Raw genomic sequence first — 22,713 nt, forward strand, 5'->3', positions numbered from 1 at the left:
GCGCTCCTACAGGTTGTCCAGCGCGCCCGTGCGGCGCACGGCGGCGAGGTAGGCGAGCATGATCACCACGGGAACGGTCGCGACGGTCGCCGCGAACGGCAGGTTGTTGGCCGCGCCGATGTTGTCGTAGACGACGTTCCCGAGCATCTGCGACGTGCCGCCGACGATCTTCACCGCGATGTAGTCGCCCAGCGACAACGAGAACGTGAAGATCGAACCGGCGACGACAGCGGGGAACGTCACCGGCAGCACTACCGAGCGAAACGTCCTGAACGGCCGCGCGCCGAGATCGCCGGAGGCGTCCACAAGGGAATCGGGGAGCCGCTCAAGTCCCGCGTAGATCGGCAGGATCATGTACGGCAGCCACAGATACGACAGAGTGATCACGGTCGCGAGCACGCCGTAGCCGGGGGTGTCGAGGCCGAACGGGTTGAGCAGCCAGTGCAGGACCCCGTTGCCGGACAACATGCTCCGCCACGCGTAGGCCTTCACCAGGTAGCTCGCCCACAGCGGGGTCATCACCGCGATCACCAGGAGCCGTCGCGCCCGCGGTGAGGCGAATTTGGCCATGTAGAACGCCATCGGGAACGCGATGATCGCGGTGATCACCGTGACCAGCGCGGCGATCCCGACCGTCCGGAGGGTGATCGTGCGATAGACCGCGTCACTGAACAGGGTGACGAAGTTGTCCAGCGACCATTCGGTGACGACCTGGCCGGTGAAGACGTCAGTGTGCCAGAACGCGGTCACGAACAGCGCGGCCAGCGCGCCGAGGTAGGCGAGGCCGAGCCACAGCGTCGGCGCGGAAAGCAGCATGGCCAGCCGCAGCCGGGGCTTGCGATAAAGGAAGGCGGAGGCTTTCCGCCTCGGTGAATCGAGCGTCGTGGTCATCATGTCCACCTACGGGGATGGGACCGGGAGCGGCCGGCGTTGGGGGGGCACCACCAGCCGCTCCCGGAGTTCGGGAGGTCAGCCCTTGATCTCGGTCCAGGCGCGCGTCCACTCGCCGTAGTCCTTGCACTTGACGTCGGTGCGGCCGTCGAGGCACTGCGTGATCGGCGTCGTCCAGTAGTGGATCTTCGCGGCGTACGCGGCATCACCGGCGTGGTAGGTGTCGCAGTGCGCCTTGTTCTTGGTTTCGGTGCACGCCTTGGGGTTCGAGGGCGATTCACCGAAGTACTCGGCGACCTGGGCATTGGCCTTCGGGCTGACGATGTGGTTCAGCCACTTGTAGGAGCACGTCTTGTGCGGGGACTTCGCCGACACCATCCAGGTGTCCGACCAGCCCGTCGCGCCTTCGGACGGCAGCACGGATTCGACCGGCGCGCCCTCGCTCTTGGTCAGGTTCACCGTCACCTGCCAGGCGGTGCCGACGACGGCGTCGCCGCTCTTGAGCGCCTGGCTTTCCTTCAGATAATCCGACCAGTACTCCCCCACCATCGGACGCTGCTGCTTGAGCAGGTCGACGGCGGCCTGGAACTGCTTGTCGTCCAGCGCGTACGGGTTCTTGATGCCGAGTTCGGGCTTGTGGGTCTGCAGGTACAGCGCGGCGTCGGCGATGTAGATCGGCGAGTCGTAGGCGGAGATCTTGCCCTTGTACGGGCTGTTCGCGTCGAACATCACCGACCACGACGTCGGCGCCGGGCTCACCTTGTCCGTCCGCCAGGTGAGCAGGTTCGCGCCCCAGCCGTGCGGCACGCCGTAGGACACGTTGTTCACGCTGTTCCATGGGCGGTTCTTGAGGAAGTCGAAGACGTCGGCGTAGTTCGGTACGAGCGCGGTGTTCACCGGTTCGACGTCTCCGGACGCGATGAGCCGCAGCGAAGCGTCACCGGAGGCGGAGATGACGTCGTACTGTCCGGTCTTCATCAGGCTCACGGCTTCGTCGGAGGTGCCGAACGCCTTGACGTTGACCTTGCAGCCGGTCTCCTTCTCGAAGCCGGTGACCCAGTCGACGGCCGGGTCGTTGGAGCCGTTCTCCGCGTAGCCGGGCCAGGCCAGCACGTTGACCTGGCCTTCGGGCTGACCGAGCTGGGCGAGCGCGTCGAGTTTGGGCGGAGTGAAGCCCTGTCCGCCGGGTGCGGCGGCGGTCGAGTTGGATCCCGAGGTTCCGCAGGCGGCCACGAGCAGGCCGGCGCCGAACAGCCCGGCGAGCGCGAGTTTCCTGTTCTTCATTGAACGACCTTTCGGTGCTGGGGAGAACTAACCGGCTTCGGGGACGCGGAAGCTGTGTTCGTGCCGCCAGCTCAGGCGGACACGGCCGCCCTCGAAGTCCGCGGGTTCGGCGGTGTTCTGCCGGACCACGGAGAGCTGGCCGCCGGCGTCGAGCGTGACCTCGTAGCGCACGGTCGCGCCGGCGTAGACGGTGTTCGTGACGGTGCCGGTGGCGCTGGTTTCGCCGACGTCCGCCGCTTGCGAGAGATCCGCGTCGATGCGGATCTTTTCGGGGCGGATGCTGAAGACCCCGGGCTTGCCGATGATGTTTTCGGCGCCGCCGCCGCTGAGCAGGTTCGAGGTGCCGACGAACCCGGCGACGAACGCCGACGCCGGCCGTTCGTAGACCTCGACCGGTGAGCCGACCTGTTCGATGCGGCCGGCGTTGAACACCGCGATGCGGTCGCTCATCGTCAGCGCCTCGTCCTGGTCGTGGGTGACGAAGATGAAGGTGATGCCGACGTCGCGCTGGATCTGTTTGAGCTCCGTCTGCATGGTGTGACGCAGTTTCAGGTCGAGCGCGCCGAGCGGTTCGTCGAGCAGGAGCACCTTCGGGCGGTTGACCAGGGCTCTGGCGAGGGCGACGCGCTGCCGCTGCCCGCCGGAGAGCTGGTCGGGTTTGCGGTCGCCGAACTCGCCGAGCCTCACCGTGTCGAGGGCGTCCTTCGCGCGCTGACGCCGCTCGGCGCGGGGCACGCGTTTCACCCGAAGGCCGTACTCGACGTTCTGACGCACGGTCATGTGCGGGAAGAGCGCGTAGTCCTGAAAGACCGTGTTGACGTCGCGGTCGAAGGGCGCGAGACGGCTGACGTCGCGGCCGTGGAGTGCGATCGTGCCCGCCGTCGGGAGTTCGAAACCGGCGATCATGCGCAGCACGGTCGTCTTGCCGGAACCGGACGGGCCCAGCATCGAGAAGAACTCGCCGGGCGGGATGTCGAGGTCGACGCCGTCGACCGCGTGGACCTGGCCGAACTCCTTGCGCAGGCCGCGCAGCCGGATGGCCGGGTCCCCGCCGCCGGAGGCGACAGCAAAGGTCCCTTGCTCCCCCTCGGCGGAGGCGGGGTGCGTTTGCTGAGGCATGGCGTGCCTTTCGGTGGTCGTCACAGCGCGCTCATCACGTGCTTGACGCGGGTGTAGTCCTCGAGGCCGTAGAGCGAGAGGTCCTTGCCGTAGCCGGACTTCTTGAAGCCGCCGTGTGGCATTTCGGCGACCAGCGGGATATGCGTGTTGATCCACACGCAGCCGAAGTCGAGCTTCCCGGCCAGCCGCATCGCCCGCTGATGGTCGGTGGTCCACACCGACGACGCGAGCGCGTAGTCGACGCCGTTGGCCGCGGCGAGCGCTTCGGCTTCGGAGCCGAACCGCTGGACGGTGATGACCGGGCCGAAGACCTCCGTCCGGCTGATCTCGTCGTCCTGGCGGACGCCGGAGATCACCGTCGGCGCGTAGAAGTAACCCTCGTCCCCAAACCGTTTACCTCCACAGTGGACTGTCGCGTGAGAGGGAAGCCGATCGACGAATCCGGCCACCCTTTCGAGTTGCGCGGCATTGTTGAGCGGCCCGTAGCTGACCGACGTGTCGTCGGGTTTCCCGGTGGTGGTCGCCCGCGCCTGCCGGATGAGCGCCTCGACGAACGCGTCGTGGACCTCGCCGTCGACCAAAACGCGGGTCGCCGCGGTGCAGTCCTGGCCGGCGTTGAAGTACCCGGCGGCGGCGATGCCTTCCGCGGCCGCCTCGATGTCAGCGTCGGCGAAGACCACTACGGGCGCCTTACCGCCGAGCTCGAGATGTACACGCTTCACGTCCTTCGCCGCCGAAGCGGCGACTTCGATCCCGGCGCGCACGGAGCCGGTGATGGACACCATCGCGGGGATCTCGTGCTCGACGAGCGCGCGCCCGGTGTCGCGGTCGCCGCAGATCACGTTGAGCACGCCGGGCGGCAGGAATTCGGCGCAGATCTCGGCGAAGAGCAGGGTCGACGCGGGAGTCGTGTCGGCCGGTTTGAGCACCACCGTGTTCCCCGCGGCGAGCGCGGGAGCGATCTTCCAGACCGCCATGAGCAGCGGGTAGTTCCACGGCGTAACCTGCGCGCACACGCCGATCGGTTCTCGGCGGACGAAAGAGGTATGCCCTTCCATGTATTCGCCCGCCGACCGTCCTTCCAGGACACGCGCGGCCCCCGCGAAGAACCGCAACTGGTCGACGATCATCGGCAGTTCTTCCGCCGCGGTGAGCGCGATCGGCTTGCCGGTGTTCGCCGATTCGACGAGCACGAGGCCGTCCGCGCGCGCTTCGACGGCGTCGGCGATCTTCAGCAACGCGAGCTGGCGCCGCGCGGGCGTGGTCTCACGCCACTGTTCGAAAGCGGCGGCCGCGACCTTCAGCGCGCGATCGACGTCCTCGGGGCCGGCGACGGCGGCGGTGCGATACGGGCGGCCGGTGACGGGATCGACGATGTCGGCGACCTCGCCCGACGCGGATCCGATGTACTCACCGCCGATGAAGTGCTTCAACTGCTGCACGAGAGCTCCTGGCTACTGGGCCTGGGGGCGTGAGGCGATAGCAAAGGTCCCTTGCTCCCTTGTGGGGCGGCGAGGGAGCTAAAACATATAAGTCCAGATGTTAAATGACAAGACGATGGGGCAAGATTGGTTCCATCGGGTAGCGGTACGGGCGAAGGGCCACCATGCGTAAGGGGATGTCGCACAGCGCGCGGTCAGCGATGTTCGCGCCACTCGACCAGATCGGCCGGGCGGAAGCGGTCACCGCGCGGCTGGTCGACGCCATCACGCTCGGACTGCTGGCCGACTCGGAACAGCTGCCGAGCGAAGCCGAACTGGCCGCCCAGTTCGGCGTATCCACCGTGACCGTTCGCGAGGCGCTCGTGGCCTTGCGGCAGCAGGGCCTTGTCGAGACGCGACGCGGCCGAGGCGGCGGAAGCTTCGTGAAGACGCCCGTGGACCCTTCGGCTGCTTCGTGGCGAGAACGCCTTCGCACTGTTTCGCTGTCGGACCTTCGCGACGTCGGCGACCACTACCTCGCCATCGCCGGCGCCGCCGCCAAACTCGCCGCCGAGCGGAGTTCGCCCGAGGACATCGAGCGGCTCGAGCTGGCGACCGAGGACATCCGCATCGCGACCGGCGCGGAAGCGTCGCGCGCCGAACGCCAGTTCCACCTCGAAGTCGCCGCGGCCGCGCAGTCGCCGCGACTGACCAGGGAGGAAGTGCAGTTGCAGAGCGAGCGAGGCGGACTGCTGTGGCTGCCGCTCGAGCCGCACGGCACCCGGGAGAACGCCTACGCCGAACACCGCGCGATCACCGCCGCCATCGCGCTGGGCGACGGCGAGCTGGCCAGGAAACTCACCGAGGAGCACATCCTCGAGGCGATAGACCGGCTGGCGGACGTGCATTTAGACCTTCTGGCCCCTTAAGCTGCGGCATCCGCGCATCCGAGGTGAGCATCGTGAACGACACACCGTCCGCCGGTTCCGAGGTCGTCGAGCAGGTATCGGCCCTGGTCGAGGACGTCTTCGGCAGACTGAAGCCGGTTCTGTCCGGCGCCGAGGGGCTGCTGGCCGCCTCCGATGCCACCGCCGACGACCTGACCCGGCTCCGGCCGCAGGTCTTCGACGTCCTCGGCGGCCTGGTCGTCGGCGCGGGGTTCATCAGCGCGCCGAACGCGCTGGCCGACCAGGAATTCGGCTTCGACTGGTGGACCGAGACCGGGGACGCCGAACCCGTCCAGCTCGTCATCAGCCTCGACCCGGCCAGCGACAACTTCCTTGACTACACCCGGCAGTCCTGGTTCACCGTCCCGCGTGACACCGGCCGCCGCCACATCAACGGACCGTACGTCGACTACCTCTGCACCGACGAGTACACGCTGACGTTCACCGTCCCGGTCCAGCGGAACGGCTCGTTCGCGGGTGTCGTCGGCGCGGACATCCACGTGCGCGAGGTCGAGCGCCTGCTGCAGCCGAAACTGCGCGCGCTCGGCGGCCGCGCGGCACTGGTCAACGCCCAAGGCCGGGTCATCGTGTCGAACAACGCGCGCCAGGCCACCGGTTCGCTGGTGCGTGATGTCGACGTCCCCGCGTGGTGGTCATCCGGCGCGGAACCGGGCACCACCGAGAGCGGCGCGACGCTGCGGCGGTGCGGGGACTCCCCGATCGCGCTGGTCAGGTCCGAGCGCTGACCTGCAGCGCGAGCCAGAATTCGGCGCGCACACCGGGGGAATCGAGGTCGCGACCGGTCAGCTCGGCGACCTTGCGCACGCGGTTGCGCAGGGTGTGCCGGTGCACGCCGAGCCGCGCGGACGCCAGGTCCCAGTGACCGTGGTGTTCGAGCCAGCAGGTCAGTGAGGCGACCAGTTCGCCCCGGCCGGTTTCGTCGTGCTGCCGCAACGGCGCCAGCAGGCTGTCCGAAAACGCTTGTGCCGCTTGGGAATCGACCAGTTCCAGGAAACCGCGCCCGGCATGGTCGGCATAAGGGACGAACTCCACTCCCCTGGCTTTCGCCACTCCTGCCGCCTGCTCGGCTTGGCGTACCCCGAACGCGAACTCCGCGATGCCGATGATTTCGGAGGAGCCGCCGTGCAGACCGCCGACACGGGCCGCGAGCCGCACCACTCGCTCCGAGACGCGGGGATCCGCGACAGTCGCGGCGACCACCGCGGTGCCCGAGTGCGCGAAGAACACCTCGTGCGCCTCGGTTTCCGTTTCGAGCAGAGCGTGCAACGCCTGCCTCACCCCCTGCGTCCCCACGAAGGCGTGAACCCGCCAGGGCGCGTCCGGAGCATCGCCCCAAACCGTGGAAAGGGCGCTCGTCACGATCTCGTCCTGCCCACTCACCAGGAGGTCGAACAACCCGGTGCGCAAGTACCGCAAAGCGGCCACGTGTTCACGATTCTGTTCCAGTGCAAGGGAAAGAAGGGACACGGCGGTGTTGACAATGTGCTGCCCCGCGGCGTCGAGCGGCCCACGTGTCCCGACGACGAGCACGCCGCGCGCGCGGGTGTCGAGCGTCTGCAGGACGACCTCGTGCTCCCCCACCGCCGTCACGAGCGTGCCCGCGCGCAGGCGCGCGAGGTCTTTTCGCACCTCGTCGACGGAATTACGAGCGGAGGCAGGCGCCGCTTCGGTGACCCGGCCCGCCGAATCGAGCAGGAGCACCCAGCCGTCGACCAGCTTCGCCAGTTTGCGGACGACCCCGCCGGGACCGCCCTTGCCGACGGCGGTCCTGGTCAGTTCCTGCTGCCCCTTGCCCGTGCGGACGAGCGAGGCGTACTCGTCGGCGGCGACCGCGCGGGAGACCGCGCGCGTGATCGCGATGAACGGCGTCTTCCTCGGCACTTCGAGAACCGGGAGCCCGACCTCCTCGGCGGTGTCCACAAGGGACTGAGGGATGCTCTCGTGACTGAGGCCGACTCCGAAACCGAGCCCCGCCACGCCCGCGTCGACAAGTCTCCGGATGTACTCCGGCGCCGTGGTCTCATCGAGCGAGAGTCCGGTGGTCAGGAGCAGCTCGCCGCCTTCGAGGAAGGCCTGCGGATCGGTCAGTTCGGTGGGGTGGACCCAGCCGATCGGCCGGTCGAGCCCGCTTTCGGCCGCACGCACGCGCAGGCCGAGCGGTCGTTCGGCCGCGAGGGCGCGGAGCGTCAGTGCCATGTTGTCCAATTCTACGCCTCGACATGGACAAGATGTCGAGCTGACGCGGCCCGTCCGGGCTCTCATCCTGGAGGGCGACCCCGTCCCTCGCGCCCGCAGGAGTTTGGCCGTGACCGCCACCACCGAAACCCAGCGCAGGCTGCGCACCGAGATCCCCGGCCCCGCCTCGCGCGCCCTGCAGGAACGCCGCGCCGGCGTCGTCGCCGCGGGCGTGAGTTCGGTGCTGCCCGTCTACATCACCTCGGCCGAAGGCGGCCTGCTCACCGACGCCGACGGCAACGTCCTCATCGACTTCGGTTCCGGCATCGCGGTGACCAACGTCGGCCACGCCGCCCCCGCCGTCGTGGACCGCGTCCGCGAGCAGGTGGGCCTGTTCACGCACACGTGTTTCATGGTCACGCCGTACGAGGGGTACGTCGAGGTCTGCGAAGCACTCGACAAGCTGACGCCCGGCACCCACGAGAAGCGTTCGGTGCTGTTCAACTCCGGTGCCGAGGCCGTCGAGAACGCGGTGAAGATCGCCCGCGCCGCGACCGGCCGCCAGGCGGTCGTCGCGTTCGACCACGCCTACCACGGCCGCACCAACCTGACGATGGCGCTGACCGCGAAGTCCATCCCCTACAAGCACGGTTTCGGCCCGTTCGCGCCCGAGGTCTACCGGGTGCCGGGGTCGTACCCGTACCGCGACGGCCTGTCCGGTCCCGAGGCTGCGCGCATCGCCATCGACCGCATCGAGAAGCAGATCGGCGGCGACCAGGTCGCGGCCGTCGTCCTCGAACCGGTGCAGGGTGAGGGCGGGTTCATCGAGCCCGCTCCCGGTTTCCTGCCCGCGCTCTCGAAGTGGTGCACCGAAAACGGCGTCGTGTTCGTCGCCGACGAGGTGCAGACCGGCTTCTGCCGCACCGGCGAGTGGTTCGCGTCCACGCACGAAGAGGTCGTGCCCGATCTGATCGCGACCGCCAAGGGCATCGCGGGCGGGCTGCCCCTGGCCGCCGTCACCGGCCGCGCGGAACTGCTCGACGCCGTCCCGCCGGGCGGGCTCGGCGGCACTTACGGCGGCAACCCGATCGCGTGTGCCGCGGCGCTCGGCTCGATCGAGGTCATGCGGCAGGAGAACCTCGCGGCGTCGGCGAAGCGCATCGAGAACACGGTGCTGCCGCGTCTGCGGGCGCTGGCCGAGGAGACCGGCGTGATCGGCGACGTCCGCGGCCGCGGCGCGATGCTGGCCGCCGAGTTCGTCAAGCCGGGCACCACCGAACCCGACGCCGACCTCACCAAGCGCGTCGCGCAGGCCTGCCACCAGGCAGGCGTCGTCGTCCTCACCTGCGGCACCTACGGCAACGTCGTCCGGCTGCTGCCGCCGCTGTCCCTGTCCACCGAACTGCTCGACGAGGGCCTGTCCGTCCTCGAGCACGCTGTCCGCACGGAGGCCGTCAAGTGAGCACTTTTCCTTTTTGGGTAGCCGGAAAACCGGTCACCAGCGACGAGACCGTCGTCGTCCGCCACTCCTTCGACGGCAGTGAGGCGGGCTCGCACCACGTTCCGTCCACTTCGGACATCGAGACCGCGGTCCAGGCCGCGCACGACGTCCAGGACGAGTACGCCACGCTGCCCGCCCATGTGCGGGCGGGCGCGTTGGACCACGTGTCCCGAGTTCTGGGTGAGCGGTCCGAAGAGATCGCGCAGCTGATCACGGCCGAGTCGGGCAAGCCGCTGAAGTGGTCGCGCGGCGAGATCGGGCGCGCGGCGTCGACGTTCCGCTGGGCCGCCGAGGAGGCCCGCCGGTTCTCCGGCGACCTGCAGCGACTCGACACCGACCCGGGCGGCACCGGAAGGCTCGCGCTGGTGCGCCGCGTACCGAAGGGCCCGGTGCTGGGCATCACGCCGTTCAACTTCCCGCTGAACCTGGTGGCGCACAAGGTCGCCCCGGCGATCGCGGTCGGCGCGCCGATCGTGCTCAAGCCGGCGCCCGCGACGCCGCTGACCGCGCTGCTGCTCGGAGAGATCCTGGCCGAGACCGATCTGCCCGCCGGCAGCTGGTCGATCCTGCCGGTGAGCAACGAGGAATCGGCGAAGCTGGTTTCGGATCCGCGGCTGCCGGTCGTGTCGTTCACCGGTTCCGTGCCGGTGGGCTGGGGCATCCGCGACAGCGTGCCGCGCAAGCACGTCGCGCTCGAACTCGGCGGCAACGCGGCGGTGCTGGTCTGTCCTGATTGGACGGATCTGGACTTCGCGGCACAGCGGATCGCGACCTTCGCGATGTACCAGGCCGGGCAGTCGTGCATCTCGGTGCAGCGCGTGTACGCGCACGCCCATGTCTACGACGAGCTCCGGGCGAAGGTGCTGGAGCAGGTGCGCGCGCTCGGGACCGGCAACCCGCGGACGGACGGCGTCGACGTCGGGCCGCTGATCAACACCGCCGCCGCCGAGCGGGTCGAGTCGTGGGTCGCCGCGGCGGTCGACGCCGGCGGCGAGCTGCTGACCGGCGGCAAGCGCGACGGCGCGACCGTCGAGCCGACCGTGCTCGCGAACGTGCCGGAGGACGCGTCGGTGATGGCCGACGAGGTCTTCGGACCGGTCGTGTCGATCACGCGAGTGGAGTCGGTGGAAGACGGCGTCCGCCGGATCAACGACTCGCGCTTCGGACTGCAGGCGGGCGTGTTCACCCGCGACCTTCCGACGGCGTTCGACGTGTCCGCGAAGCTGCGCGTCGGCGGCGTGCTCGTCGGCGACGTGCCGAGCTTCCGGGCCGACCAGATGCCTTACGGCGGTGTGAAGGACTCCGGCGTCGGTCGCGAAGGCCCGGCGTCGGCGATGGCCGACTTCACCGAGGAACGCGTCACCGTCCTCACCGGCCTGACCCTCTGACCCTCCCCGCGTTTCGTCCTCTAGTTGCGGTGGTTCGTGGCACGAACTACCGCAACTAGAGGACGAGTTGCGTGAGGTGGGCGTGGGCTTCGACGAGCGAAGGGCCGTACCAGGTGAGGTGGCGTCCGGAGATGAGGACGTGCTTCGCGCCGGGGAACGCTTCGGGCCCGTCGTCCGCGGTGAACTCGTAGGGCTCGTCGGGCAGTACGAGCAGGTTCGCCTCTTCGTCCGCGAAGCGCGCTTGGAGCTCTTCTAGTTTCGGACGCGGGTAACGCTCCTCGTCGTCCTTGTAGACGTTGCCGATTCCGACGCGATGCAGGACGTCGCCGCCGAAAGTGTCGCGGCCGAGCACGATCCACGGCTTCCGCCACACCGGCACCACCGCGCGGAAGCGCTCCGGCAGCGTCTCCCGCCACACCTCTTCGGCCTCGACCAGCCATTCCGGCTCGGTGAGGTCGTAGGCCTGCGTCAGGATCCGCCGGATCGAGGCGAGCGCGCTCGGCACGGTCGCCGACGCCTCCATCACCCAGACCGGAATCCCGTTGGCGCGCAGGCGTTCCACGTCCTCCGGCCGGTTCTCCTCGGAGTTGGCCAGCACCAGATCCGGGGCGAGTTCGAGCACTTTGTCCACGTTCGGGTACTTCGAACCCCCTACCCTCGGGACGTCCAAGTCGACCGGATGGGTGCAGTAGTCCGTGGCGCCCGCGAGCCTTCCCGGCGCGCTGACCTCGACGGCCTCGGTCAGCGACGGCACGAGCGAAACCACCCGCGCCGCAGGCCCCTCCAGCGGGACCACTTCCCCGAGGTCGTCGATCATGCGCGCTCGAAGGACAGTTTCCGCTTGTCGACGTCCACCGCGGTGAGCCGGACGCGGATCCGCTCGCCTTCCGGCAGCTTTTCGCCGGTGCACTTGGACATCACCGGCGGGTCCTCGACCAGGATCTCGGCCTTGGTCTCCTCCGCGCGCAGGACGATCGCGCCGAACTCGCCGCCGATGTGCTCCGCCATCACCCAGACCTCGACCTGGTCGATGCAGGCCCGTTCGACCTTGGCCGCCAGCGTGTCGGACGCGGTCATCTGCTCCGGCACCTCCTTGAGCGCCGCGCGGACCCACGCGGGCACTTCGCGGCCGGCGCTCACGGCGAGGCAGATCTCGGTGGCGAACCGGTCGACCAGCCGCCGGATCGGCGCGGTGACGTGGGCGTACGCGCCGCCGATCCCGGCGTGCGTGGTCAGCGCGGGGAGCTCGCCGTCGAACGCGGTGTACCCGGCGCCGCGCAAAAGCCTTGTGGTGTCGGCGAAAAGCGCCATGGACGCGGGCTGGCCGGGATCCAGCGCGGCCAGGAACTCCGACGCGCTCTTGCCTTCGGGCCACTCGATGTTCAGCGCGTGCGCGGACCGGCGCAGCCATTCGACCGCCTCCGCGTCGGGCTGCGGCAGCGTGCGCAGGACACCGATCCCGGCGTCGATCATGATCTTCGCCGCCGCCATCCCGGTGAGCAGCGAGATCTCGGCGTTCCACGCGTCGACGTCGTTGCGCGGCCGCTGGATCAGCGCCCAGCCGCCGTCGGGATCCCCGCTGATCTCCTGCTCCGGCAACTGCAGTTCGACCGCGCCGCGCCGGATCGCGAGCTCGCGGCGCAGGCGGCCCAGCTCCGGCAGCGCGGCGACCGACGGATGCGGGTTCCCCGCGTCGATCGAGGCCTGGACGGTTTCGTAGTCGAACTGTTCGGTCGACCGGACCAGCGCCCGGCGGACGTGGGTGGCGGTCGGTTCACCCTGGGCGTCGACGTCGATGGTCCACAGCACGGCGGGCCGGGTCTCCCCCGGCAGCAGGCTCGCGGCGCCTTCGGACAACACCGGCGGGTGAAGCGGGACGTTGCCGTCGGGCAGGTAGAGCGTCTGACCCCGGCGGCGTGCTTCCTTGTCGAGCGCGCCACCCGGCGGGATGAACGCGGCCAGATCGGCGATCGCGTAGTGCACCCGGAAGCCGCCGCCCTCGGCGCGCTCGATCAGCACCGCCTGGTCGAGGTCCTTCGAGCCGGGCGGATCGATGGTGACGAAGGGCAGACCGGTGGCGTCCTCACGTTCCCCCGCCGACTCGAGCGGGTCTACGACCGCCGCCTCCGCCTCGGCTAGCACGTCGGGCCCGAACGTCTCCGGCAGCGAGAACTCGGCTCGCAGGTGACCGAAGTCCCCTCCGGCCGCGTGTGTCCTGATCACGAGTGGAGGCACCACTCAACCCTATCCCGATCCGGCCCGGTTGATCGCCCGTTCGGGCGCGGGCCGGTCGGGTGTACGTTACGAGCCGAAATGAAAACCGATACCCTTTTCAAAACGACAGGAAGGGCCGTGGCGTGAAGATCGCGTTCGTCGGGAAGGGCGGCAGCGGCAAGACCACGCTGGCGTCGCTGTTCACCGCGTACCTGGCCGGCGGCGGGAAACCGGTACTGGCGATCGACGCGGACATCAACCAGCACCTCGCCGTCGCGCTCGGCGCGAGCGAGGAAGAGGCCATCGCGTGGCCGACGCTGGGCGACAACATGAGCCTGATCAAGGAATACCTGCGCGGCGACAACCCGCGGATCGCCGACGCGGCCTCGATGATCAAGACGACCCCGCCGGGACTCGGGTCGCGGCTGGTCCGGCCGTTCGAGGACAACCCGATCTTCCAGGCCTGTTTCCGCGAGTTCGGCGGCGTGCGGCTCGGCGTCACCGGGCAGTTCGACGAGGACGACCTCGGTGTCGCCTGCTACCACTCGAAGGTCGGCGCGGCGGAACTGCTGCTGAACCACATGGTCGACGACGCGGGCGAATACGTGGTCATGGACATGACCGCCGGCGCCGACGCCTTCGCGTCCGGGCTGTTCACGCGGTTCGACGTGACGTTCCTGGTGTGCGAGCCGACCGTGCGCAGCGTCGGCGTGTACCGGCAGTACGCCGACTACGCGCAGGACTTCGGCGTGCGGCTGGTCGTCGTGGGCAACAAAGTGACCGAGGACGAGGACATCGAGTTCCTGCGCGACGAGGTCGGCGACGCACTGCTGGGCTGGATGGAGAACTCGCGGCACGTCCGCGCCGCCGAACGCGGCCGCGCGCGCCCGATCGGCGAACTCGAGGCGCACAACCTCGGGACGCTGGGCTCGATGCTCGCGACCGTCGACGCCGAGCAGCGGGACTGGGCCCGCTATCAGCGTCAGGGCGTCGAGTTCCACCTGCGCAACGCGCGGGCTTGGGGCAACGGGCGGGCCGGGGAGGACCTCACGGCGCAGGTGGACCCGGAGTTCGTGCTGGGCCCGGTGCTGGCTCGGCAGGACGCCTGACCACCTCGTGAGTGGTAAGGGCGGTTCTGGTGGACCCGTATTTGTCTCCTGATGTCGTCTTGGTGAGCTTGTAGGGCTTTGTGCTGGATGCCGATGTGGGTGAGTGGGGAAGATTTGGGACGTTGAACGTCCGGAATCTTCCCCACTCGACAGGTGCTGGAGTGTCCGGGCTTGATCAACGGAGGTTTGGGGACGTTGAGTGTCCCCAAACCTCCGTTGATCAAGCTCCGAGACCGGAAGACCCCTCGACGATGAAGGAATTGGGACACTCAACGTCCTGATTCCTTCACACTCGACCGCGCCGCCGCTGCCACTTCGCATGTGCGCTGGTCAGGTGCGGGGTAGGCAAATGCCGGTCGGTTCTAACCGTCCTCACCACTCACGAGACCCACCACGACTCGGCGCTCTGGTCGCCAGAAGACCGCTCTAACCGTCCTTACCACTTACGAGGTGGCTCAGTCACCGTTCCACTTGGCGTCTTCGGCGTCGGCCTGCCGCGTGCGTTCCTTGGCGATGTCCAGGGCGCGCCTGGCCGTCGCCTCGTCCGGGTACGGGCCGAGGAGGTCCACGCTCCGGCCTCGTTCCAGGTGCTCGACCTGGTTCGTCTTGGTGTTGTAGTACCAGCCCTGATCCGGGTTCGGGTCGCTCGACATGGGTCTAGCGTGACATCACCCGGACGTCCTGTCATCACTTGCGGTAGCGGTACGGGATCTCCGTGGGATCGCCGGTCGGGCCGAACTCGCCGCCCTCGGGCTGGTCCACCTTCGAGCTTTCCGGCACGTTCTCGCCGAGTTCGTCGAACCAGCCCCGGTGCAGCGGAACACCACGCGGCGGCGTGGCGGGCTCCGGCGCGCCGGGGGCGCCTTGCGGCGGCGAAGAGGGCACCGTCGGCTGCGGCAACGGACCCGCGTTGGGCGGCATCGCGGCAGGCGGCGGAGTCGTGACCGGAGGCGGTGTGGCAGGCGGCGCGGCGGCAGGCGGCGGGTTCACGGGCTGCGAACTCAAGGGCTGCGGCAACTCCGGCTGCGGCTCGGCCTGGGGTGGCGCGGCGGACTGCGTTTCCGGCGTGGCCGGAGGCGCGCTCACCGACGGGGGCGGCATCTGCGCGGGCTGGGGCCGGATGGGCGGCGGAGCGAGCGGGGGCTGCGCCTGAGGCGCAGCGGGCGGTGGTGCCTGCGGGGCCGCATGACCTCCCGGCAAAGGCGGCGCGGGCGGCCCGGCGGGCGGGGCGACCGTGCGCCACACCGGCGCGGGTCCGATGTTCATCGGCGCCGGGGCGCGGGGCGGCTGCCCGGTCACGGGCGGCGCGGCCAGCGAAGGCGGCGGGGGCGCCTGACGCTGCGCGGGCTTCGGGATCGGATCGAGGCAGGACACGAGCACCGTGGTGCTCGCCGGGTCCTCGATCTTCCGGCCGCTGCGCTCGCGGTAGATCATCTCGCCTTCGGTGTCCATCTCGACCAGGTAGCCGGCCTCCGCCAACTGCTCCTCGTCGAGGTCGACGAGCTTTTCGTAGCGCGACGGGACGACGCGGTAGATCGGCCACGCGAGGTGGGCGTTCTCGTGGTGGAACTGGGCCAGCAGGGCGGCCATCTGCTGCTGCCAGGGCAGCGACATTCCCTCGGCCAGCGACCTCGGCAACACGACGTAACCGGGGTCGACCCCCGGCCAGCCCTGGTTCAGCTGGTCGGCCAGCGGCGTGCTCGACGCCGGCCTGGCGGCCTGCCGCGCGGGCTGGGGAGTACCGAAAAGATCGCGGGGATCGACCTCCGGGCCGACTCCCGCCGCGGGCTTGCCTCGCCTTCCGAATTTCCGTGCCACGTTCTTCATCCTCTGCCAGTGTGCGGCCGCTTGCCGGTGGACAGGCCGCCACTTCGGGTGAATCCGATGGTCCCGCGGTCGCGAAACCACGCGTTCACCATGCTAAACGCCAGGACGGACCGCCTGCGCGACCACTTCGGCCTCGTCGAAGGAGAAGTCGCGGATATGGACCGGGACGCCGGTCTGCTGCGCCTCGACGATCTTGCCCTCACCCAGGTACATCATCACGTGGTGGATGGTCGCCGGGTTCGACGGGACGGTGGCGAGGAACAGCAGGTCACCCGGCTGCGCCTGGCGGACCGGCAGCATCGCGCCCGCCTTGTACTGGTCCCGTGAGACCCGCGGAAGGATGATCCCGGCCGACTCGTAGGCCCGCAGCATCAGCCCGGAACAGTCGTAGCTGTTCGGTCCGGTGGCGCCCCAGATGTACGGCTTGCCCTGCTCGCCGAGGGCGAACTTGATGGCCTCCGCGGCGGCCTGGCTCGGCGGCACCACGCTGCCGACGCTCGTGCCGCAGCCGACGACGTCGACGATCTGGCCCTCGTTCTGCACGAGGAGCGCCGCCATCGGCTCCCAGTTGTGGTACCGGTCGGGGAAGCCGGACCGCTCCACCCGCTGCGCGGCGTCACCGGGACGCATGTTCTCCCAGTCCGGCACCGCGAGCAGTACGTCGTAGAACTTGTTGACCTGGTACGGCGGGTCGGTGACCTGCGCGACGGTGCCCCAGCCCATCGACGGCCGCATCTGGAAGATGCCGAGCGAGTCGCGGTCGCCGTGGGTCAGGTTCCGCAGCTTGGACTCGGTCATCCCGGCCTGGATCGCGACCTGCCACGCTCGCGGCGACAGCGTCCGCTGCTTGCCGATCGAGATGATCAGCGCGACGATCCCCCGCTGTTCTTCGTCGAGTTTGTTGATGTCCGAAGAACCGCGATCGGTCTGGCCGGGCAGGGTGGGCCCGATCGACGCGTCACAGGAGGTCTTGACGACGCTGCCCGCCTGCGCCTCCATGTGGTCGGTCACCACCTTGGAGACCGTGCTCGTGGTGACCACCGCGGCGAAGACCGCGGCGATCAGCACGCCGACGATGATCCCGATCTTCATCGGGTCAGCTCGCTTGCGTGAACTTGGTGACCCGCCACCCGAAGTTCAGCTTGGCGACGGTGACCCGGACCTTGGGCCCGTCCGTCGGGACATCCACCTCCATCGACCCGGCGAGGGAAGACACGACCTGAGGCTCCCCGGTCACCTTCGTGGCGGTGATGTTCGCGGGATCCACCGTCGTCATTTCCCCGGCCAGGTATTCCTCGGTGGTGTACGGCCGTAAGCCGTTCAGCCACTGCTCGGTCGTCGTACCGTCGGGATGGTTCGCCCATGCCGTCACCCATTCCTTGGCGACCCGGACACCGCTCTGGTCAGGTGGTGCGGAAGACGGTGGCGGCTGGGTGGTCAGCCGCGGCGGCAGCGTCGACGTCACGGTCACCGGCGCAGCGACGCCGGGACGCGAGGTGGAGGTCGCCGAAGAACCCGTCCCGGCGGTCGTCTGCCCCGGTTTTCCGACGGCCTTGGGCAGCAGGATGCCGACCGCGGTGAGCAGCACCGCGAGGACGACCAGCGTGCCGATGAGATGCCGGGGCGAGCGCAACGGCCAGCCCCACAGTCTGCGATAGACCGCGGTACGCCCGCGGTTGGTCCGGATCGGCATGGATCACCGACCCACGGCGTGGTCGGTGTCGCGGACTTCCTCGCGGACCTCGAGCCCGCGCGAAGGCCGGTACAGCACGAAGACCGGCTTGCCCGCGACGACTTCGGGATCGACCCGGCGAGGACGCGGCGACGACGGACCCGGTTGCACCGGCACGGTGCCCGAATAGTCGGGAGTCGCGTAGCCGCCACCGGCGGAATTCATCCGCGACGGCACCACGACCGGCTCCGGTTCGTCACTCCAGCGCCGATCGGCGACCGGTGAGGTGTCGACCCGGCGGCTCGGGATCTGGACAGGGCTCCGCCCGCCGGAGGTGAACATGGAGTCGCCGGGACTGCCTGCGGACGGGTTGTACTGGCCGAACACGGGAACGCCTCCGCCGCCACCGGCGGGAAGCGCGGGCATGCCGCCGCCACCGCCGACCGCGCCCGGCCACGGCGCCCCGGACCAGGCCGCCGCGGGCCGGATCGCGCCGGAACCGTTGTCTAGCCGCTGGGAGCTGGCGAAGATGGTCGCCTCCGGCCGGAACCGCCCGCCGCCTACCGTCGCGCCGACAGGACCGCGAAGGTCGCCGTCGACGACGTCGTCGGTGTCGCGGACGTTCTGCCAGAACGCGTCCTGCGGGGTCGCCTCGTTGTTCTTCTTGCGGAAGCGGGAGAAGAGGCCGCCGCGTGGCGAGGGCACCGCGCCGCCGACCATGCCGACGGACATCTCGACCATCTGCCACAGTCGTCGTACGGGACGGCCGATCATGAACAGCAATACGGTGATGATGGCCGCGAGCGCCATCTTCGTCAGCAGGGAAAGCGAGTTCCCGGCGGTGAAGATCGCTTCCAGCAGGAGCGTGTGCACCCCGGCCAGCACGGAAAGCACCATGAGGTTGAAGGCGACCGCGCCGACGACCTTGAGGATGCGCTGCATGATCTGCGGCTGGAGCAGCGCGATCAGCCCGATCAGCGGAGCCGTCAGGACGAAGATCCTGATCAGTACCTGCGCTAGCAGGACCGTCGCCTTCGCGAGCAACTGGAACAGCGAGTAGAAGATTCCCTGGCCGAGGGAAAGGAAACCGGCGCCGACGCGGCTGCCGTCCTCACCCGTGAAATAGCCCGTCGCCGGGCCGAGTTTGGTCGAGATGTCCTTGAACGCCGCCTTCTTGGAGTCCACCAGCGCGGTGTCGGCGTCGCCGCCCTGCTGGATCTGGCCCCAGGTGAAGGCACGCGCGTCCAGCAGGAGCGGGCCGTACTGGAGCGCCTGCGGCGAGTCCGGGCTGCCGAACTCCCCGCGCAGCCAGTTGTCGTAGACGACCCGGCAATGCAGTTCGGTCGGGACCCGGTCCCACGGCTGGCGCGCCGCGACCGCCTCCGGGGTCGCCTGGCACGGTTGTGCCGAGGGCGGCGGCGGCTGGGTCGGCGGGGGCGTCTTGGGCTCGTCGATGAACCCGGCCTGGATGTTGGTCGTGGTCTGCACGATCGCGTTGTCGATCGGATCGAGGAATCTCAAGAGCGCCAAGGAGGACGCGGCCAGCCAGACCGCGGCCAGCCCGTACAGCGCCCGTTTGCTGACCGCCGCGAGATCGCCACGCCAGATGTTGCGGAACAACATGATGGACATGATCAGCGCGGCGAGGCCGAACAACTGTGCGTAGATGTTGTTGTAGACCTTCTCGGCCCCGGCCTTGACCGCGTTGTACAACGGGCTGAGCAGGCTCCCCTGCAGCACGGTGTAGTGCAGCGAGTTCGTGGCGCCGACGAGGTTCTTGCCGATGTTGAAGAGCTGGTTACCAGCCCAGGTGTCGATCGTCGAGTTGGGCGAGGTGATGCCGGCCAGCGGGCCGCAGTCGGTTTCGTAGGTGTCCCAGACGTGTCCCGCGTAGCCGTACACGTTGTACGGGCTGCCGCCCTCACCGCGAGCTGTCGCGGGCGGGTCGAGCGCGCCGACCATGCCCGCGCCGGGCCGTTCCGGGTTCGGCGCTTCACCGCAGGCGGCGGCCGACGCCGCCGGAGCGGTCGCCACGGCCTGCAGCCCCAGGATCAGCATGACGACGAACATCGTCGCGCGGCGGCTGGGCCTGCTCTTGCCCGGCCGCGGCCCCTCTTTGAGGCGGCGGCGCAGCGCGTGCCAGCCGGCGGCGAACGCGAGGACGCACGCCAGCGTGATCACCGTGTTCATGCGGCATCCCTGCCGGTGCCACCCTTGCCGGCGCGCGCGTGCTCGCCCTTTTCCCCATTCGTGATGTGTCCATTTTGGACAGCGCCTTGTACTTCGCCCGTCTCGGCCGCCAGCGGATCCGGGGCGCCGAGCATCTGCTCGTCGGTGAGGCCGACCTCGAGTTCGGCCGCGAGCTCGAGATCCTCTTCGAGCTCGAAGTCGTCTTCCTCCGGAGGCGACGCCACGAACTGCTTCTCCTGCGGGACCGCGAGTTCGTTGCCCGGCCTGGACGGCTTGGCGTCGGGCGAGCCCGGCGTGGTGTCCATGACCCGGCGCAGATGCTCCAGATGCGGTCCGGAGAAGTCGACGCGGATCCGCTCCACGCCGCCGGCGCCGTCGCCGAAGATGAACTGGCGGGGCTCGACGTCCCGTTGCAGATCGCGGGACGAGCCGGGACGGCGGCCGAGCGCGGCCACCACCTGCTCGTAGCCGACGCCGACCGGGACCTTGAGCAGGCGCAGCGCGTCGGCCTGGGCGTCGTCGTCGTCGAGACGGCCGACGAACACCGAGTCCAGCAGCGCCACGAAACCCTGGATCTTCAGGAAGTCCGCGGGGATCTGCGAGGACAGCAGCACGCGGACGTTCCACTTTCGCGAGTCACGGGCGAAGCGGTTCATCAGCACGCGACCGGTCGGGACCTCGGAGAGGAAGAACGCCTCGTCGATCCAGACGCCCTTGCGCAGTTCCTTCGGCTTCTCGTACACCGACCGCTGCGTCAGCCACGCGGCGAGGTTCAGCATCTCGACGCCGAGGGATTCCGCGTCCGTCCAGTACTCGCGCGGGACGCCGTCCTTGGGCAGGGTCAGCCCCGCCATGGTCAGCACGGTCATCCGGTCGTCACGGGTCTCGGCGTACGGGTCCGCGTCGGTCTCCGGGATGAGCAGCGCCATCCGCTCGCGCATCTCGTCGAGGAAGTCCGCGACGACGACGGCGTGCTCGTGGTGCTCGCTGGAGTCGCGGCGCAGCGCGTCGATCACCTGGCCGGGGTCGGCCTCGAACCGCCCGCCGACCGCGCGGACGGCGCGCAGCAACACGATCCGGGTCTGCGCCATCCGCGAGACCTCGTACGGCAGGACGCCGGTGAGGACGTCGAGCACGAGACGACGGCGCGTCGCGCCCGCGAGGGCCTTCTCCCGCCGCCACGAGCGCTCGGGGTCTTCCTCGTCCATGAAGTGCTCGATCTGCGGCTCGGCGACCACCCGATACGGGTTGAGGATGCCGGGCTGCGCGTTGAGCAGGTTGATGTTCCGCGCGTACGGCCGCATCTCGGGCAGGTCGCACAGCCGCGAAAGCGGGCCGGACGGGTCCAGGATCGTCCAGTGCGCGCCCGCGCGGAGCGTCTTGTAGACGATGCCGCCGCCGAGGAACGACTTACCGCCACCGAGCCCGGCGACCATCGCGGTCAGACCCGAACCGTCGCGGATCTCCTGCGCCATCCACGGGTCCCACGCCACCGGGCGGCGGGTCGCCGTCACGGTCTCGCCGAGCAGGATGCCGCGGCGGTCGCCCACCTCGGCCGTCGCCGTCGGCACCGACGAGGACGCCCACACGACCGAACCGCGGCGCATGTACGCCGCCGAGGCCAGCGGCTCGCCGGGGATGAACTCCCGGGCCAGCGCGTACTGGGCTTCGGGATGCTCGACGGCGATCTTCGGCTTGTAGAGGTCGAGAAGCTGCTGGGCCAGGCGCAACGCGTCACGCTCCGTCGGCCCGGACACCGCCAGCCGCCACCAGGAGCGGACGCGGGTGGCCAGCGCGGTGAAGCCCGACGTCATCTCGTCGTCGATCTCCAGCACCCGGCCCGCCTGGCGCGCCAGCGACTGCGGCGGTTCCAGTTCGTGCTCGTCGGTGTAGTGCTTGACCTGCGAACGCACCTTGTTCATCTGGCGCTGCAGCTCACCGGCGACCTCTTCGGGCCGCCGGACGTAGATCCGCGCGGACACCTCGACCGCGGCGGGCAGCCGGTCGGCGTGCTGGATCCACGGGTCGTCGACCTCCGGGATCTGCAGGCCGTGCATCTGGCCGACGGTGAGCACGGCGAGATGCCGTGAGACCCCGGCGTTCGAGCCGGTGCGGCCGCGCACGGTGACCGTCGGCGCGTACGGCTCTGCGTGGAAGTCCGCCGCGTCGGTGAAGCTGGCGAGGTCCTCGGGCTCCCAGGCGGCGCCCGGGACCGCGGGCATGTTGCGCGGCGCGGGCAGGCCCAGCGAGCACGAGCGGTGCATCAGCCAGGACATCTCTTCGGCGTGCACGGGGCGGCCTTCGAGCCCGGCCGAGCCGATCACCTGGTCGAGGTGCTCGACCTCGGAGTCGAGCGCGGCCAGTTCGGCGTCGACGGCCTCCGGCAGGATCTTGCGCAGCACCGGGGCGGCGCTCTCGACCGCGCGGTCGATCATCCGCCTGGTCTGCACCTGGACGCCGAGGTAGACCTCTTTTTCGGCCATCGAGCGGCCCATCAGCTGCTGCTGCTCGCCGATGAGGTAGTCGTCGAAGGACAGCGCGCCCGGGACATCCTGGGGACGGCCGACGGCGTTGTGCACGTGGGCCTCGGCCCACATGCGGATCGGGTACGGCCGGTTGGTCACGCGCAGGTGCAGCCAGCGGCCCTGGAGCTCCGCGTACTGCCCCGCGATGGCCGCGATCAGGTCGCGGCGCTGCGAGTCCGACCGGAACGACCAGCGCTGCGGCGCGAGCCGGTACCAGGCGTAGACCTCATAACCGGTGCGTAACAGGTGCCCGTCGATGCTTCGCGCCGCGATGGACGGGGTATAGGTGGGTATGGCCGCCTCGCCGGGCAGCCGCCTCCCCTTGCCGGCCTTCTTGGGCTGCGCGGAGCGGACCTGCTGGGGCGGGTTCCAGGCCCCCTGCTGCAGGTCTCGATCACGTTTTCCTCGGCTTCCGCCGCGACCGAACAA

Annotated in this window: 18 protein-coding genes; 5 read left to right on the top strand and 13 right to left on the bottom strand. The window is 69.5% G+C overall.

All coding sequences use genetic code 11. From position 1 onward, the window contains the following. Positions 1-6 precede the first annotated feature (6 nt). The 4 genes from ACZ5IK_RS19945 to ACZ5IK_RS19960 all read right to left on the bottom strand — a co-directional run bounded on the left by ACZ5IK_RS19945 (position 7) and on the right by ACZ5IK_RS19960 (position 4,736). Positions 7-891: an ABC transporter permease gene (locus ACZ5IK_RS19945; protein ID WP_465489008.1), complete on the bottom strand. Its 885-nt coding sequence runs from the start codon at positions 889-891 to the stop codon at positions 7-9. Positions 892-969: 78 nt separating this feature from the next. Next, positions 970-2,175 carry an ABC transporter substrate-binding protein gene (locus tag ACZ5IK_RS19950; protein WP_465489009.1) on the bottom strand — a complete coding sequence of 402 codons (1,206 nt, stop codon included), beginning with the start codon at positions 2,173-2,175 and terminating at the stop codon, positions 970-972. Between the two features lie 27 nt (positions 2,176-2,202). Beyond that, a complete protein-coding gene (locus ACZ5IK_RS19955; protein WP_465489010.1) occupies positions 2,203-3,318 on the bottom strand; it encodes an ABC transporter ATP-binding protein in 1,116 nt (371 codons plus the stop codon). Continuing rightward, positions 3,315-4,736 carry a gamma-aminobutyraldehyde dehydrogenase gene (locus ACZ5IK_RS19960; protein WP_465489011.1) on the bottom strand — a complete coding sequence of 474 codons (1,422 nt, stop codon included), beginning with the start codon at positions 4,734-4,736 and terminating at the stop codon, positions 3,315-3,317. The genes ACZ5IK_RS19955 and ACZ5IK_RS19960 overlap by 4 nt, the downstream gene beginning before the upstream one ends. A 164-nt stretch (positions 4,737-4,900) precedes the next feature. On the opposite strand from ACZ5IK_RS19960, the gene ACZ5IK_RS19965 reads away from it, so the two are divergent. Together ACZ5IK_RS19965 and ACZ5IK_RS19970 are read left to right on the top strand one after the other, a co-directional pair. Further along, positions 4,901-5,644, top strand: coding sequence for a FadR/GntR family transcriptional regulator (locus ACZ5IK_RS19965; RefSeq protein ID WP_101612597.1), 744 nt, complete (start codon positions 4,901-4,903; stop codon positions 5,642-5,644). Between the two features lie 32 nt (positions 5,645-5,676). After that, positions 5,677-6,408: a cache domain-containing protein gene (locus tag ACZ5IK_RS19970; protein ID WP_465489012.1), complete on the top strand. Its 732-nt coding sequence runs from the start codon at positions 5,677-5,679 to the stop codon at positions 6,406-6,408. On the opposite strand, the gene ACZ5IK_RS19975 is transcribed toward ACZ5IK_RS19970, so the two are convergent. Beyond that, complete coding sequence (locus ACZ5IK_RS19975; protein ID WP_465489013.1) at positions 6,392-7,879, bottom strand: PucR family transcriptional regulator; 1,488 nt, start codon at positions 7,877-7,879, stop codon at positions 6,392-6,394. The two genes, ACZ5IK_RS19970 and ACZ5IK_RS19975, sit on opposite strands and share 17 nt — an antisense overlap. Before the next feature lie 109 nt (positions 7,880-7,988). Between ACZ5IK_RS19975 and gabT the strand changes: the two genes are divergently transcribed. Together gabT and ACZ5IK_RS19985 are read left to right on the top strand one after the other, a co-directional pair. Then, positions 7,989-9,320: a 4-aminobutyrate--2-oxoglutarate transaminase gene (gabT, locus tag ACZ5IK_RS19980; RefSeq protein ID WP_465489014.1), complete on the top strand. Its 1,332-nt coding sequence runs from the start codon at positions 7,989-7,991 to the stop codon at positions 9,318-9,320. Then, positions 9,317-10,747, top strand: a complete 1,431-nt coding sequence (locus ACZ5IK_RS19985) for an aldehyde dehydrogenase family protein (RefSeq protein ID WP_465489015.1) — start codon at positions 9,317-9,319, stop codon at positions 10,745-10,747. The genes gabT and ACZ5IK_RS19985 overlap by 4 nt, the downstream gene beginning before the upstream one ends. Before the next feature lie 55 nt (positions 10,748-10,802). Here the strand turns inward: ACZ5IK_RS19985 and ACZ5IK_RS19990 are convergent, their stop codons facing one another. Together ACZ5IK_RS19990 and ACZ5IK_RS19995 are read right to left on the bottom strand one after the other, a co-directional pair. Further along, entirely contained in the window at positions 10,803-11,564 is a 762-nt protein-coding gene (locus ACZ5IK_RS19990; RefSeq protein WP_465489016.1) for a helical backbone metal receptor, read from the bottom strand. Next, on the bottom strand, positions 11,561-12,970 hold the full coding sequence (locus ACZ5IK_RS19995; protein WP_465489187.1) for an RNB domain-containing ribonuclease: 1,410 nt from the start codon (positions 12,968-12,970) through the stop codon (positions 11,561-11,563). Before ACZ5IK_RS19995 ends, ACZ5IK_RS19990 begins: the two co-directional genes overlap by 4 nt. Before the next feature lie 134 nt (positions 12,971-13,104). On the opposite strand from ACZ5IK_RS19995, the gene ACZ5IK_RS20000 reads away from it, so the two are divergent. Next, the gene (locus ACZ5IK_RS20000; RefSeq protein ID WP_465489017.1) at positions 13,105-14,070 is read left to right on the top strand and encodes an ATP-binding protein; all 966 of its coding nucleotides are present in this window, start codon (positions 13,105-13,107) and stop codon (positions 14,068-14,070) included. Positions 14,071-14,525: 455 nt separating this feature from the next. Here the strand turns inward: ACZ5IK_RS20000 and ACZ5IK_RS20005 are convergent, their stop codons facing one another. The 6 genes from ACZ5IK_RS20005 to ACZ5IK_RS20030 all read right to left on the bottom strand — a co-directional run bounded on the left by ACZ5IK_RS20005 (position 14,526) and on the right by ACZ5IK_RS20030 (position 22,713). Further along, entirely contained in the window at positions 14,526-14,723 is a 198-nt protein-coding gene (locus tag ACZ5IK_RS20005) for a hypothetical protein (protein WP_465489018.1), read from the bottom strand. A 34-nt stretch (positions 14,724-14,757) separates the two neighbouring features. Continuing rightward, on the bottom strand, positions 14,758-15,888 hold the full coding sequence (locus ACZ5IK_RS20010; protein WP_465489019.1) for a hypothetical protein: 1,131 nt from the start codon (positions 15,886-15,888) through the stop codon (positions 14,758-14,760). Between the two features lie 102 nt (positions 15,889-15,990). Then, positions 15,991-16,989, bottom strand: coding sequence for a C40 family peptidase (locus ACZ5IK_RS20015; RefSeq protein ID WP_465489020.1), 999 nt, complete (start codon positions 16,987-16,989; stop codon positions 15,991-15,993). 4 nt (positions 16,990-16,993) lie between these two features. Further along, a complete protein-coding gene (locus ACZ5IK_RS20020) occupies positions 16,994-17,590 on the bottom strand; it encodes a hypothetical protein (RefSeq protein WP_465489021.1) in 597 nt (198 codons plus the stop codon). Positions 17,591-17,593: 3 nt separating this feature from the next. Further along, a complete protein-coding gene (locus tag ACZ5IK_RS20025; protein WP_465489022.1) occupies positions 17,594-19,759 on the bottom strand; it encodes a magnesium transporter in 2,166 nt (721 codons plus the stop codon). After that, positions 19,756-22,713: an ATP-binding protein gene (locus tag ACZ5IK_RS20030; RefSeq protein ID WP_101612584.1), complete on the bottom strand. Its 2,958-nt coding sequence runs from the start codon at positions 22,711-22,713 to the stop codon at positions 19,756-19,758. The genes ACZ5IK_RS20025 and ACZ5IK_RS20030 overlap by 4 nt, the downstream gene beginning before the upstream one ends.

Source organism: Amycolatopsis sp. NPDC031561 (assembly GCF_055580625.1).